At 49.5% G+C, this 14,778-nt stretch carries 10 protein-coding genes; all 10 read right to left on the reverse strand.

Annotated elements, in window-relative coordinates; translation table 11 throughout:
* Positions 1–4: 4 nt before the first annotated feature.
* The 10 genes from GCU45_RS11805 to GCU45_RS11850 all read right to left on the reverse strand — a co-directional run bounded on the left by GCU45_RS11805 (position 5) and on the right by GCU45_RS11850 (position 14,770).
* Positions 5–1,087 carry an ABC transporter ATP-binding protein gene (locus GCU45_RS11805; protein ID WP_152402998.1) on the reverse strand — a complete coding sequence of 361 codons (1,083 nt, stop codon included), beginning with the start codon at positions 1,085–1,087 and terminating at the stop codon, positions 5–7.
* Positions 1,088–1,507: 420 nt separating this feature from the next.
* Positions 1,508–2,587 (reverse strand): extracellular solute-binding protein, encoded by a 1,080-nt coding sequence (locus GCU45_RS11810; RefSeq protein ID WP_152399078.1) that lies wholly within the window; start codon positions 2,585–2,587, stop codon positions 1,508–1,510.
* A gap of 256 nt (positions 2,588–2,843) precedes the next feature.
* Entirely contained in the window at positions 2,844–4,013 is a 1,170-nt protein-coding gene (locus GCU45_RS11815; protein ID WP_152399079.1) for an ROK family transcriptional regulator, read from the reverse strand.
* Positions 4,014–4,541: 528 nt separating this feature from the next.
* The gene (locus GCU45_RS11820; protein ID WP_152399080.1) at positions 4,542–7,313 is read right to left on the reverse strand and encodes an Ig-like domain-containing protein; all 2,772 of its coding nucleotides are present in this window, start codon (positions 7,311–7,313) and stop codon (positions 4,542–4,544) included.
* Between the two features lie 334 nt (positions 7,314–7,647).
* Entirely contained in the window at positions 7,648–8,079 is a 432-nt protein-coding gene (locus GCU45_RS11825; protein ID WP_152399081.1) for a universal stress protein, read from the reverse strand.
* A 5-nt stretch (positions 8,080–8,084) separates the two neighbouring features.
* Positions 8,085–9,314 (reverse strand): CynX/NimT family MFS transporter, encoded by a 1,230-nt coding sequence (locus GCU45_RS11830; RefSeq protein WP_152399082.1) that lies wholly within the window; start codon positions 9,312–9,314, stop codon positions 8,085–8,087.
* Between the two features lie 228 nt (positions 9,315–9,542).
* Positions 9,543–10,103 carry a helix-turn-helix domain-containing protein gene (locus GCU45_RS11835; protein WP_152399083.1) on the reverse strand — a complete coding sequence of 187 codons (561 nt, stop codon included), beginning with the start codon at positions 10,101–10,103 and terminating at the stop codon, positions 9,543–9,545.
* Positions 10,104–10,318: 215 nt separating this feature from the next.
* The gene (locus GCU45_RS11840; protein WP_152399084.1) at positions 10,319–11,482 is read right to left on the reverse strand and encodes an epoxide hydrolase family protein; all 1,164 of its coding nucleotides are present in this window, start codon (positions 11,480–11,482) and stop codon (positions 10,319–10,321) included.
* Positions 11,483–11,659: 177 nt separating this feature from the next.
* On the reverse strand, positions 11,660–13,591 hold the full coding sequence (locus GCU45_RS11845; RefSeq protein WP_152399085.1) for a fructose-1,6-bisphosphatase: 1,932 nt from the start codon (positions 13,589–13,591) through the stop codon (positions 11,660–11,662).
* Between the two features lie 288 nt (positions 13,592–13,879).
* A complete protein-coding gene (locus GCU45_RS11850) occupies positions 13,880–14,770 on the reverse strand; it encodes an alpha/beta fold hydrolase (protein ID WP_152399086.1) in 891 nt (296 codons plus the stop codon).
* Between the last annotated feature and the right edge of the window lie 8 nt (positions 14,771–14,778).

Here is a 14,778-nt window from a genome sequence, read left to right on the forward strand (position 1 = left end):
CCCCCTATTCCAAAAAATAAATGCTGTCCGGCGCCACGTTAAACAACACTTCCTCGTCCCGCTCCCTCATCCGGTGCCCCTGCCCGACAAACATCGCCTTCACGGACAGCGGGCCGGCCTGAGCAATATAATTTACACTGATCCCGGTGAATTCCGATAGCAGCACCTTCACGGCCATCGTATTGGCCTCACCCCGTTCGGACGCGGCGGCCTCCCGGACCGCCTCCGGGCGTACCGACAATGTAACCTTCTGTCCCACCGCCAGCTTGCATTCGGGCGAGGCGTTTTTGGCGAGGCCGGTCAGCCGCAAATCCGGTGCAAGCCGAACGTCTACCATCCCGCCTTCCAGCCGCTCCACCGTGCCTTCCCACAGATTGGACTCCCCGATAAACGAAGCGACGAAACGGTTGACCGGGCGGTTGTAAATTTCATGCGGCGTACCGATCTGCTGCACGACGCCATCTTTCATGACCATGATCCGGTCCGACATGGACATCGCTTCCGATTGATCATGCGTAACGTAAATCGTAGTAATGCCCAGCTCCAGCTGAAGCCGTTTGATTTCCTGCCTTGTCTCTTCCCGCAGCTTGGCATCGAGGTTGGACAAGGGCTCATCGAGCAGGAGAATATTCGGCTCGATCACCAATGCACGAGCGAGCGCAACCCGCTGCTGCTGCCCGCCGGACAATTGATCGATGCGGCGCTGGCCATAGCCATCGAGATGCACCAGCTTTTGAGCGCGCGTGACCTTCTCGTTAATTTCAGCCTTTCCTTGTTTCCGGACTTGAAGACCGAAAGCAATATTCTCGAACACGGTCATGTGCGGAAATAAAGCGTAATTTTGAAATACCATGCCCGTGTTGCGCTTATTGGGCGGCATGTGGGTGACATTATGCTCACCGAACAAGATTCGTCCGTCGCTGGGGTAATAGAAACCGGCGATCATGCGCAAAGTGGTCGTTTTGCCGCAGCCGCTCGGACCCAGAAAGGTAAAAAACTCGCCTGGATTGATATGTACGTCAACTTCCTCCACACCCTTGGCCCCACCGAATGTTTTGCTGACGCGGTCCAGCGTGACTCCGATCATCATTCGTCCTCCTTCAAGTCATTCACGTTCAGATGTAAGTCTTGCTAGTAGCTAATAAGTTGAACTGCTGAAATGGATGATGAGGGCAAGTACGTAAACTGTTCCTATGATCGCTCTTGTTTTCGGATTTCTTGGTTGTATTGGGACCCTTAAGGTGGAAATCCGAAAGCCAAATGCGACCGCTCCGCTTCTTCGGAATCATTTTACTCCCTTGCCTGCATCGTATTTTTAAATTCAACTTATTTCGATACAGAAGTTTGCTCATCAAGCCGCACGTAGTCGGCATGAAGCACAGTATGACGACCTCAAGCGTCGATTGTTTCAGATTCTCGTTCTCCACCAATCCGAATACTGCGGGCAGGCCCGGGCGGGTGGTCTCCCATCCCAGCCCCCTTGTTCACCCTGAAAACTGCATTTCCGTTATTTGCCGCCCTTGCCTTTGATATTCTCATCCCAATACTGCATCCATTCCTTCTCTTTATCCGCAAGGACTGTCCAATCCAGGTCCAGCGGCTTGGTATCGAGGTTTTTGTACCAGTCCGGGAACTGGCTTTTATCGATATCGGTCCGGGTTGGAATCTGGAACAGCTTGTCCGCCTTTTCCTTAAGCTGGCCTTCATCAAAAATAAAATCAAAGAACTTCTTCGCCGCGTCCAGGTTTTTGGCACCCTTGATAATGCCGACACCATCCACCAAAATCGGTGCACCGCTGGTAGGATAGATGTAGTCAAAAGGCTGCTTCTGCAGCTCCTTCTGGATCAGAATGTCCTGCAGGTTCCACAGCGACAGCTTTCCTTCCTGACGGGCCAGCTTCAAATACAATTGGGTCGGGTCCTGCGTATACTCTTTCGTGTTGGCATCGAGCTTTTTCAGCCACTCGTAGCCTTTTTCCGGATTCGCGGGATCTTGGCGGTATATCATGGCATCATAGATCGTTCTCATCGTGCCTGACGCCATGACGCCGCGGATTAGAATTTGATCCTTCCATTTCGGATCGAGCAAATCATCCCAATCCTTCGGGGCATCCTCTTTCTTCACCGCCTCGGAGTTGTACATGATGACCTCGGGCAGCAGCATCTCCCCGTACCAGCGGTCCTGCTCGTCTTTGTATTCAGCCGGAATGCTGTCCGCATAGCTCGGCTTATACGATTCCAGCAGCCCTTCATTCGCCGCCGTGATAAAAGAGGACTGCGTGCCGCCCCACCAGAAGTCAGCCTGCGGGTTGGCCTTCTCGCCCCGCACCCGCTCCATAATCTGCTGGGCGCCCATCGTCATCACTTCGACGTCGATATCCGGGTTCAGCTCCTCAAACTTCGGCAGAATCTGCTCGACGACGTTTTTGTCGCGGGCGGTGTAGATGACGAGCTTCTGTGATCCCTTGTCCCCGCCCGCTTCACCGGAGGCAGCCTGTTGCTTGTCTCCGCCGCCGCAAGCGGTCAGACCGACCGTCATTGTCAGAGCGATGGACATCATGCTGAGCTTGAACCATTTCTTTGCCATTGTTAATCCCCCTAATTTTAGGCTCAACATTGAAATTAGTTCTTAGTATCGTGCAGGGTGGCCGCTGCGGTTCCGGATCGTTCTTCCGATCGCTGTTGTTCCCAAATTTCTTGATTCACCTTCCCAGCAAGGTAGAAATTCGGTCACAAAGGCGACCGCTGCCGCTTCTCCAGATCGATTCCGGCCCCTCCGCTACTCTGCTCATGATTAAGTACTAAATTAGGATGTTGAGCTAATTTATAATTCGAAATGTTAACTACCTGGATGCGTACGAATGCGCTTCAAGCACGCTGTGCACCGCACCCATGAGCCCCGCGCGCTCTCGCAGCGCCGCCAAACGGATTTCCGGCATCACCGGTACCCAATCCAGCAGCAGCTCGCGGATCCGGTTCAGTCCGTCCTCGTTCAAATGGACCATCTCGCCGCTCAAGACCAACATCTCGGGATCGAGCACGCTGACCGTATTGGCGATTCCCGAAGCCCATCCGTGATACACGTCATTCAGCAGTCCCTCCGCCTGTGAGCTGCCTTCCTCGCTCAGCTGGATTAACTGCCGGAGAATGCTCGTCTCCGCGTCGACCTCAAGCCCAAGTGCCTTCGCTTTACCGTGTATGCCGTTCACCGAGAAATTTTTCTCGAACACGCCGAATTCGCCTTTGCGTCTTCCCGGCGAGTCACCGATCCGCATATACCCGATTTCTCCGGAGGCCTCCTTGCTTCCGCGGTACAGTTGCTTGTCAAGGATAATGCCGGCGCCGATCCCGGTTCCGACGTACATATACACCAGGCTGGATACACCTGACCCGGCCCCGCCAAAAAATTCTCCCTGCGTCATCATGTTGACGTCATTATCGAGCACCACCGGCAGCTGAAGGCGCTCTTCAATCTCTCTGCCTACAGGGAGGTCCATCCAGCCCGTGCTTGGAGCATGGCTGACGGTGCCGCTTCGGCGCTGCGTAATGCCCGGAAGCCCAACGCCGATTCCGATCACCCGGCCCCGGTCCGTCCCGCTCATATCCAGCAGACGCGCCAGCGTCTCCTCGAGCGCCTGGAGCGCGGATTCCCCATCCACCGGCTGCTTCAAACGCGTATGCATTTGGGCGATCAGCTCGCCCTTCATATCGGCTACCGCCATTTCAAGCTCGCTGCCTTCAAACACGGCGCCTACGACCGCATACGCCTGCACATTGTATTCCAACAGGATCGGCCTGCGCCCCCCTCTGGATTCTCCTGTACCCACCTCACGAATGAGCCCTTCATGAATCATCTCTTCCACCAATGCCGAGACACAAGGACGGCTAAGCTTCGTTTTTACTGCCAGTTCGGCTCGTGACAAGCGGGGCTCCTGCCGGAGCTGATGCAATATACCTTCCCGGTTCATCTGCTTGACGAATTTGGCGTTCCCGGTTTTCCCCCTACCGATCACGATGTCATCCACCACCTTACTTTGTTAAAATAACTAACAAATCCAAATTTAGGCTCAAGTATATGAATGCGCTTTTAATCAGTCAATGCGGTTTCCCGAAAATGAGGAATCATGCCTAGTCGTCGAAAAAACTCGAAACTCATGCTCACCTACTCCTCTTTCCAAACGTACAAATTCTCGCCTGCCCCGAAATGATACGCTTTTTCCAGTCTCCACCATCTGTGGAATATCCCTTTTCTTAGGATCGAATCAGAGTTAAACCGTTTTTGTGGTATACGACTTTCTTCCCGCACCCTTTTTTCCTATGTTGAAATTAATTTCCCACTAAATAACGAGAAAAAGCCGGACGACAATCAGGCGTAAATACCTGGGTATCGACCGGCTCCTCTTCGGGTAACTTTTACAAACTTTTAGCATGATACCTTCTGATAGAAAGTCATTTTTCAAATCGTCACAAGAAAAGGCCCCCAGCGTTTATGCCGGAAGCCTTCTTCATGACATCAATCGTTCATAGGATTAAAATTTCATCTACCCTCGAAGTACGAACATATTCAGCAGGACCGTCACAGCCTCAGCTCTTGTAGCAGCTTCTTGGGGAGCGAACCGGTTGCGGTCTTTCCCAAGCATAATCCCGTTTTGTTTCAGAAACGCAGCGCTGCCCTTGGCCCAATCCGGAATTTCGCTGTCATCCGCGAAGCCTGCTTCCGGAGTGCCCTTGCTAATCTGACCCACAGCATTGGTAATGGTGACGGCTATCTCAGCGCGTGTGATTTCTTCGTTGGGACGGAAAGTACCGTTTTCGTATCCTTTCATCATACCTAGCTGCACCACTTGTGCGACCGCATTTTGTGCCCAAGCACCGATACTGGCTGAATCGATAAAGGTCAGCCCAGCTCCTGTCTTTTTGAGGCCCAGCGTTTTTACGAGCATTACCGCGAACTCTGCGCGGGTGACCGTCTTGCCCGGTTTAAACGTGCCGTCCGGATAACCGGTGACGATTCCGGTGCTTGCCGCCTGCTTGATGCTGGCTTCCGCCCAGTGTCCGGAGATATCGCCAAATTCCGCCGGGTTGCTGATGACGGTTAACCTAGTTACCTGATCTATGGCAAGTACTGCAAACTTTGTGAGGTGATCGACAGTGACAGCAATGCGGTTTTCCTGTACCCTGCCGGCCGGAACCATGATCCAAATTTTCTTCGCTTCATCATAATAAAAAACAGCCGCCGTTTGATTGCTTTTCAAGCTTGCCGGGTCAAATGCAAAAGTTAGTGTTACCGGTTTATCGAAGTATGCTGGTACATTTTTTGAAAGCTCAAATACCGGGCTAAGGAAAACTTCATGATGAGTTATAAATTGATGAGTGTCCGTTACTTTTTGGACCGCTAATTTCAGCTCTTGCTTTGTCGCACATGCTGGAACAGAAATCGTGATGGCATCTCCTAATCGAACCTCTCCGGCTTTACCTGGAGGAAGGGTTAATTGACCATCCGTAGAGATTATTTTGTTATCGCTCGGGATTACCGGTGTGGTTGAACAGCCGCTGCTTACACTTCCACCACTACTGACGCTGCTACTGCCACCATTGTCGCGGCTCCCGCCCTCATTTGTCTCGCGATTAGCACGTGTAACGGAGATCGTGTAGGTCTTAGTCGAATGATCCTCAGCTATTACAACCACCGTAATGGAGTTTACACCTACGTTTAATGAAATATCCTGACTTGGTTGCCCGCTGGCTACCGGACTTCCGTTCACGGTCATCGTGGCGCTGTTATCCTTCATTGTCGCGTTTACCTTTATGCTGGATACAGCATAAGGAACATTGGCGGTATAGCTTGTCGTTTCGGGTACAAAAGCAGGGCTTAATGTGCCGCTCGATATGGTTAAATGGCTCAATGCCGCAGATGGCAGCACCGTATCGACAGTATAGGGGTTTGATTTTGTCACTCCCTCCCCTACTGAATTTCCGGCCGCATTATGCACCCTGCTGTTGTCGAGCGTTATGAAATTGTCAGCCGTATTGACGTTGGCTTTAGGCGTCAGCGTAACGTTCCAAGTCGTTCCCCCGTCGATCGAAGTGAGATTACTTAGTGTCCCGTTACTCGCCGTAAGGCTGGATAAGTTAAAGTCTGACACCGCCTCCGAGAAAGTGATGGTCACAAGTGAAGTTTCGCCTGTCTTTAGCTCATTGTCGGCAACCACAATGGTGGCTGTTGGGCGTACAGTATCAATCTCGTAGTTGGCGGAATTGATCGTTCCTTCACCTACATTGCCGGCGAGATCCGCCACTCCTGTATAATCAAGCGTGATAATATTGGTGTTATCCTGTATACCCGAGGCCGGCGTCAGTGTCGCCGCCCACGTCTCGCCCCCGTTACTCAAACTGAGGTTACTTAATGTGCCGTTAGCCACCGTCAGGTCATATAGGTCGAAACCCGCTACCGCTTCCGAGAACGTAAACGTCACGGTTGTAGTCTGGCCGGCCATCAGTTTGGAATTGGCAATCGCAATCGTGGCTGTTGGCCGCTCTGAATCCAACTCATAGGGGTTGGAGGCGATTGTTCCCGTTCCAAGGTTGCCTGCGACATCTATTACACCCTCTAAGGCGAGCGTTATGACATTGCTTTTGACGTTGAGACCCGCTGTAGGCGTCAGGGTCGCCGTGTACGTGATGTTGTCTGAAGTGCTTAGGTCACTTAAAGTGCCGTTTTGCGGAGTCATGTCGGCTAGATCGAAACCGGTCACCGCTTCCGAGAATTTGATCGTTACCGTTGATGTCTGACCGATGCCCAGCTTATCCTTGTCCGTCATAACCACAGCCGTTGGGCGCTCTGGATCCAACTCATAGGGGTTGGAGGCGATTGTTCCCGTTCCCGGATTGCCTGCAGCATCTTTTACACCCGTTAAGTCGAGCGTTATGACATTATCCTTGGCTTGGCTGTTCGGAATCGGAACCAGCGTCGCCACCCAGGTGATGCCGTCATCTGAAGAGGTTAAGGGACCTAATGTGCCGTTACCCACCTTTAGATCAGCAATCGTGAATCCGGTCACCGCTCTCGAGAATTTGATCGTTACCGTTGTAGACTGTCCAATACCCAGCTTATCATCGTCCACCACAACGGTTGCCGTTAGCGGTGCCGTGTCAGATTCGATCGTTCCCTGAGAGGGGGATTCGGCCAAACTAACCGCTTCGTCGCTGGCTGGCGTGTTCACGCTCCCCGCCGACTGGACAGCGGCTGCTTCATCACTGGCGGACGCTTCATTGATTGTTGTTAAAGGAAGCGCCCCCGCTATAATGATCAAACACAGAAATAACCTCCATATTTTTTTCACATGGTACACATAGACCTCTCCTTGTTTTTCTATTCATCTATCCATCTGTTATTTTATTCCTTCTATGTCACTCTCCATTATAGGTTTAGGCAACGAATCTAACAATCTACTTGCCTGGAATCCAACCATAATATTTTTGATAGAATCGCCCGATCAGCCTCATGACGACACCAAAAAAGCCAAGAAGGTAATCTTCACCCTCTTGGCTTTTTCCCATATCCCCTGCTGACAGATGACATTAACCGTTGTTCCATATCCAATGGCTTCATAAAAGCTACGTTTCTTCCCTGCATCTTCAATTGAGCTAATGCATAATGAGAACTGGACAATTGGATAGCTGTGAAACCTTGTGGCTGACACTTCCAAGCATCATTTCTTTGATGCCCCTTAGACCACGGCTTCCGATAATAATAAGCTGCTGCTCGGTATCCCTTGCATAATTTAATATCTCATGTGCAGGATCACCTTTAAGATGAACGGTCTCCGCGTTAATCCCCGCAGATTTCAATTTAGATTTGGCTTGCTGCAGCTGTTCCAAACCCGCTTTCTCCATTTCGTTCAATATGTCTTCCAAGAAATTCTCTGGTACATAGGTCATGCCATTCGACACATATTCCTGGCTGACATGAACCAAGGTAACTTGCGTTTTTTTGTTTCGGGCTATTTCAACGGCTGCATCAAGGAGCTTGTTCGTTATTTCAGCTTGATCAATCGCCACCATAATTTTATCAAACATTCCAATCATCCTTTCCGTGGCAGCTCGTAACGATTTCGGCTACCGACATAACGGTTTTTGGCTGCGCCTAAACCGACTAGAAAGAGTAAGACCGAAGCGCCAAGCAGAATGAAAAGCGGCAGGTTCCAACTATTTGTCGCATCATGCAGGTATCCGATAAGGGCAGGACCGATTGCGGCAAGCAGATATCCGATCGATTGTGCCATGCCGGACAGTTCCGCTGCCTGATGCGCATTTTCAGTACGTAACCCGAAAAACATCATGGACAAACTAAAGGCGAAGCCTCCACCGATTCCGAGTAAGATGATCCACAACAGAATGATATCGGAGCTACCGTAAAGGATCCCAAGCGTTCCCGTCAAAAGCAAAATGGTTGTGATGACTACTAACAAACGTTGGCTAGACATGCGCCCAGCAATAACGGGGACAATAAAGGTAAATGGAAGCATAGCCAACTGCATGATCGAGAGGTACCATCCGGATTGGCTGGAGTCAATGCCTTGCTGCTTTAAAATTTCAGGCAACCATGCGATCAACACATAGAAAACCATGGACTGTATCCCCATAAACAAGGTTACTTGCCAGGCAAGCGGGGATCTCCAAACATTCACCTCGTTGCCGGCCAACTGTTGACTCGTCGTGGCCGTTTGCTTCGTTTGATTTCTTAATTGGGGTAACCAACAGAGGACCGAAACAAAGCTTAGCATCCCCCATATTCCCAAGGCTCCCTGCCATTTTAGACCTGCGTTCACGGCTACCGGTACACTGATTCCCGATGCGATTGCTCCACATAAACTCATTGAAATGGAGTAAACACCTGTCATGGAGCCAATTTTATTCGGGAAATCCCTTTTGATGATACTTGGCAATAATACATTACATACGGCAATGGCGAATCCAAGAATGGCTGTTCCAATAAACAGATCAACTGCGCCAGACAAAGAACGTATGACAATACCAACTGTCAGGAAGATGAGGGCCATCAAAATGATCCGTTCAACCCCATATTTTCGTCCTAATTTCGGTACTAGAGGAGATAATAAAGCAAACGCAAGCAAGGGTACCGTTGTGATCAGGCCCGCTAATGTATTTGAAATATGAACGTCATCCCTTATGAGACTCACTAAAGGACCGACAGAGGTTAAGGGAGTACGTAAATTAGCTGCAATAACAATAATGCCGAGAATGATCAGCCCTATAGAGGATGGTACGGCTTTTATATTTTGTTTCGGCATTCTTCAATTCTCCTTCCTGAATTCATGCCTATGATTTGTTTCCTATCAATTGAAAAAAATGAAAAAACGATGCAATAATATTCGCGCGAACAACAAAAGTATATTATAGTATACTATTTTTAACAAGAAGTATTTTATAGTAAACCATATCTCGTCTAAAAACAAAAATACAACTCTGAATCCCATCATGGAATTCGGAGTTGTATTTAATAAGTGGAATTTCGACTTTTAAAGACCATACTTTAAGGATATATGGAGTACGGTTTCACTATCCGTAGGATTCGTATAAGAATGAGCATAATCTGCACGAAAACTCATCGTATCGTATTGATTCAATGTGTAAATCTCTCCGTTGACTTGTATTTCAATGGAACCCGTCATGACTGTCGCAATTTCCGTTGTATTCACATGATGACCTTCAGGGTAATACGAGCTATTTGGCTGTAAGTATGCCCGACACATTTCAATATCGTTGCTTTTAAAGACAGGTTCAATGATCCAATTTTTTTGACCATTAGAAAATCGCAGTCCTTCCCCAGCTCGATACAAACTAACAGGTTCTTCTGATTTGAACAAAGCCAATAGCGGTAAAGATATGCCTTTTGAAATTTTCCATATCATCCCCAAAGTTGGATTTGTCTCGCCACGTTCGATATTCCCCAGAGTAAGTTTGCTGACGCCCGTTAACTCCGCTAAGTCGTCCAAGCTCATGTTTTTTTCTTTTCTGTACTTTTTCAAGGCACCGCCGATTTGTAATACAATTTGTTTGGAGTCATCGATTTCTTCCATTTGATATTCACCTCAATAAAAAACAGTTATAGGGATATAGATCTATGACATTCATTTCTTTAGTTCATCCTATACAGTATATTGTTTATCTGGATTCTTTTCCATACGGCTACCCGGAGCAGCCCAAAGCTGTTTGCCGAGCAGCTGAATGGCGTTTGATGAAAAAGCCAAGAAGGTGAATATCACCCTCTTGGCTTTTTCCCATATCCCTGATATCAGCGGTATCTGCTGAAGAATGACCGGATGTCAGGAATCAGAAGATCCGGCGCATCCATAGCGGCAAAGTGGGTGCCGCGCTCAAACTCCGACCACTGCACAATATTGGTATTGTCACGTTCGGCAAACCGTCTTATCGATTGGAAATCATCTCCGAACACCGCCACTCCTGTCGGAGTCGAATTCGGTCCTTGCGGCTCCTGCTGCTGATGCGCGTTCTCGTAATATAACCGGGCGGATGATTCCGCCGTATTGGTCAGCCAGTACAGCGTGACATTCGTCAGGAGTGCATCCCTGTCAATAAAATCCACATGATCGCCGAATCCGTTAAATAACTCGGCTATCCACGAGAGCTGACCTGCCGGCGAATCCGCAAGCCCATAGGATAGAGTCTGCGGCCGGGTGGATTGGATCGAATTGAAGCCCGCCCGTTCATGAAAATTCGCCAGAAATTGAAGCCGCTTCTGATCATCTTCCGATAAACCCTCCATCTCGGCAGGATCTCCAGAAGGGAAGGAAAATAACTGCAGCACATGGATGCCGCGCAGGCCTTCCGGCTTTTGTATACCAAGCTCTCTGGACACAAGTGCACCGCAGTCGCTGCCGTGTGATCCGTACTCTGTGTATCCCAAACGCTTCATTAACGTATCCCACGCCTTTGCAATGCGGGCAATATTCCAGCCGGAGCCGAGCGCCGGACCCGAGAAACCGAATCCTGGAACGGAAGGGATGACGAGATGGAATGCGTTCGCCGGATCGCCGCCGTGGCTGCGCGGATCGCTAAGCGGACCGATCAATTCCAGAAATTCGACAATCGAGCTGGGCCAGGCGTGAGTAAGCAGCAATGGGAATGCATCTGGTTCCGGCGAGCGAACATGCATGAAATGGATCTGGGCTCCGTCGATTGTCGTTGTAAATTGCGGATACTCGTTCAATTGCGCCTCGTATTTCCGCCAATCATACTCATTCTGCCAGTAGGACGCCAACTCTTTGATGTAGTCAAGTGAAATGCCGTATTTCCAGCCGGCCCCGTTCATCGCTTCAGGCCACCGCGTCCGGGACAGACGATACCGAAGATCATCAAGATCATCCTGTGGCACGGCGATATGGAAAGGATGGATCGCTTCACTTACCTCGGAACAATTCGGGTTAACTGTAGTCATTTCATTTTCCTCCTCAAATGGGTTGGCGTTTGTCTTGCTTACATTACTAATATTAGACCACCCACCTTGACAGCATTATGTCAGGGTACAGCAGGAGGCAAAACATTTTTAAAAATAAAAAAGCCGCCCTCGGGCGGCTCCTTTTACCTATAGCCATGGTTCCATTTCGCAGTTGCTTCATTTCATATAACGATATTCCAGGAGATTCTTCAAATTGGATATTTTCTGCTGCAGCTTCTCCCCGACATTGGTTTCCCTCACCAGCTTCCGCTCCAGTTCTTTGTCCACCAGTCTTTTTACAGACAATACGTCCGTCCCGTTACATAACACATCTTCTCTGGAATTGAATTTCTGATGGGCGACAAGCTGCATGCCAAAAGAATTATACAGCAAGGTATATCCCGCAATGCCGGTTGTAGACTGATAAGCTTTGGAAAAACCGCCGTCGATGACGACCATTTTCCCTCCCGCTTTAACCGGGTTCTCCCCACGAATTTCTCTAACCGGCGTGTGCCCGTTAATGATATGTCCATGATCCGGATTCAGTCCGAAATCCAGCAGGATTTTCCGGCAGATCTCCTCCTGTTCACGCAAATGGTAATAAGGGTTCTTTCTCTCCTTATGGGTTTCTTTATCTTGGATAAAGTAGCGTTCAAAGGTGGTCATTTCTCTTTTTCCAAAGAGCGAGGAACATTCCCCTGTCCAGATGTACCATACCATATCCGTAGCCAGATCGTCCGTCTCTTCCGGATGCGCAAAGGCGTGACGTAAATAATATTCAAAAACGTCGAGCAGCTGACGCCCCGAATACAGTTGGTCTTCAATCTGCATTTCTTCCATATTTCCTTCTTCGTCCAAAGGAATGCAGCCGTGGATTAACAAATTCCCGTTGTATTTTAAATAAAGGCTGCCCTTTTTCATCAGAAAATTCATATGTCTGGCCAGCTTTTCGGAATGCTGAACGGAGAACAGCAGCTTCTCCAGCACCTGCTGCTCTTCCTCTAACAATTGTTCAGGCTGCTCCGGGTTTACGGTTGCGAAACAGGTGTTTTCCAGCGGGTAAGTTTTTCCGCCAATGTTGATTTCATTGTTGTCGTAATCGATCTTCTCCAGCAAAAGCCTTTCAGACATATTAAAGTAAGGGCGTCTCTTGATAATCGGGATTTCAAGCTTAAACTGGATCATGGCAATGGCTTGATGAATTTTGGTAATCTGCACGATTTCCGGCTCCGATACGTTGTGGTCCGCTTGCAGCTTCGGTCTGAAGGCCGGATTGTCATCATAGTACTTCTCCGCCAAGTTCAGCAGTGGGCGAAGGTTGATTCCGTATACGTCTTCGATGATGTCCAGATTGTCGTATCTGGCGCAGATCCGGATAATATTCGCAAGGCAGACCAAGGAACCCGAATAGGCGCCGATCCACAGGGCATCATGGTTCCCCCACTGGATGTCTACGGAATGGTAGTTGATCAGGGTGTCCATAATTTTATCCGGTTCCGGCCCGCGGTCATAAATATCTCCGACCACATGAAGATGGTCAACCACCAGGCGCTGGGTCGTATAAGCAAGGCCGATAATGAGCTTGTCCGCCTGCCCCAAGGAGATAATTTGCCGGTATATTTCCTCATAATAAGGATCCTTATTGTGGGTCAAATCCGTTTTGTATAGAAGCTCTTCGACAATATATACAAACCGCTCCGGCAGAGCTTTACGCAATTTCGAACGCGTGTATTTGGAAGAAGCATAAGAAATGAGCTTAAGCATGTGTTCAATCGTTTGTCGATACCACCGGTTCAAGGCTTGTTTATTGCACAGGTCTCCTTTAACCAGCTGTATTTTTTCTTCCGGATAATAGACCAATGCCGCAAAATCACTGATTTCTTGATCCGTCCATTCCTCACGGAACAAATCTTTGATCTTCTCTTTGACGGTACCCGAACCGTTTCTGAGCACATGCTGAAAAGCCTGGAACTCTCCATGCAAATCACTGACAAAATGCTCGGTTCCCTTGGGGAGGTTGGAGATCGCTTCAAGGTTGATGATCTCGGTGATCACTTTTTCTTCGGTATCATATTGCTGTGCCAATAAATCTAGAAACTGCGCATCCAAAACAGAGGTCCCCCTTCAAGGAAAGATGGTGATGTATAGGATTTTTTAAGCTGGCGGCGTACCGTTATGCTTAGTGTAGACAATAAAAGGAAAAACATGACGTTTCCCTGTTCCCTTGATATTATGCTAACAGCTTTGCCTTTGGTGGATCAAATTTGCATGAAAAAGAAATAGACCGCCCTTTACAAAGGTTTACGGTCTATCTCTTGTGATCAGCATTGCGCCCCTGAGCCTGCTCAGCCCTCTGGGCATCGCGGACTCCGGTTGATTGCTCTTCAGAAACGCGTGTCAATTGCGGCGAGCCGTCCGCTCTATGCCATCAGCGATTGCTTCGTACTGTTGATGCGGCAAGTCGTGTCCCATGCCGTCAACCAACATGAGCTCGGCGCCCGGGATGGCAGAAGCTGTGTCCTCGCCACACGCTGGCACGAACATGGGATCGTCCGCCCCATGAATGACAAGTGCGGGTACTTTGATCGTTGCCAGCCGTGGACGACGGTCACCAGAGACAGCGATCGCAGCAATTTGTCGTCCGATACTGCCTGGATCGTAGGCTCGCTGGACTTCCTCCAGAATAAGCGCCCGATAAGCGTCCTCTTCAAACGGATAGCCAGTACCGGCAATGCGTTTGGCAAAAGAGAGGCTGTGCGCCAAAAATCCTGGTTCATCCTCGAAGGGGTTCGGCGCCGGCCTAGTCATCATCGCCATGACATCCGGGGAAGTTGGCGGAAGGGCAGGATTACCGGAACTGGACATGATGGAAGTGAGGGATAAAACCCGGTCAGGGTACTCACTGGCTGCAATCTGGGCAATCATTCCGCCCATCGACCTGCCAACGAAATGTGCCCGGTCAATGGAAAGGGCGTCGAGCAGTCCGATAGCATCGTTGGCCATGTCGTCGAGAGTGTAAGGGATGTCCGGCCGCTGTCCCGACATGAGAGCAGCCGCCAGCGCGTCAAAATCCAGCGTCTGGTAATGGCTAAAGTGTGTCGAGCAACCAACGTCGCGATTGTCAAAGCGGATCACGCGAAAGCCCCGCGCCGCTAATATCCGGCAAAACGGAACCGTCCATCGGATCATCTGGGTTCCAAGCCCGGCGATTAGGATGATCGCCTCGTCATTTTCGTTGCCAAAACTGTCATAGGCCAAATCAATGCCATTGACTTTCAAAGTGTTCATGATCATGT

This window comes from Paenibacillus cellulositrophicus, assembly GCF_009363095.1.
GTDB lineage: Bacteria > Bacillota > Bacilli > Paenibacillales > Paenibacillaceae > Paenibacillus_AQ > Paenibacillus_AQ favisporus.

Bases quoted from the DNA above. Each gene is read 5' to 3' on its own strand.
- GCU45_RS11830 (WP_152399082.1), bottom strand. From the start codon at position 9,314: ATGCCGAAACAAAATATAAAAGCCGTACCATCCTCTATAGGGCTGATC.
- GCU45_RS11850 (WP_152399086.1), bottom strand. From the start codon at position 14,770: ATGAACACTTTGAAAGTCAATGGCATTGATTTGGCCTATGACAGTTTT.
- GCU45_RS11810 (WP_152399078.1), bottom strand. From the start codon at position 2,587: ATGGCAAAGAAATGGTTCAAGCTCAGCATGATGTCCATCGCTCTGACA.
- GCU45_RS11840 (WP_152399084.1), bottom strand. From the start codon at position 11,482: ATGACTACAGTTAACCCGAATTGTTCCGAGGTAAGTGAAGCGATCCAT.
- GCU45_RS11825 (WP_152399081.1), bottom strand. From the start codon at position 8,079: ATGTTTGATAAAATTATGGTGGCGATTGATCAAGCTGAAATAACGAAC.
- GCU45_RS11835 (WP_152399083.1), bottom strand. From the start codon at position 10,103: ATGGAAGAAATCGATGACTCCAAACAAATTGTATTACAAATCGGCGGT.
- GCU45_RS11805 (WP_152402998.1), bottom strand. From the start codon at position 1,087: ATGATCGGAGTCACGCTGGACCGCGTCAGCAAAACATTCGGTGGGGCC.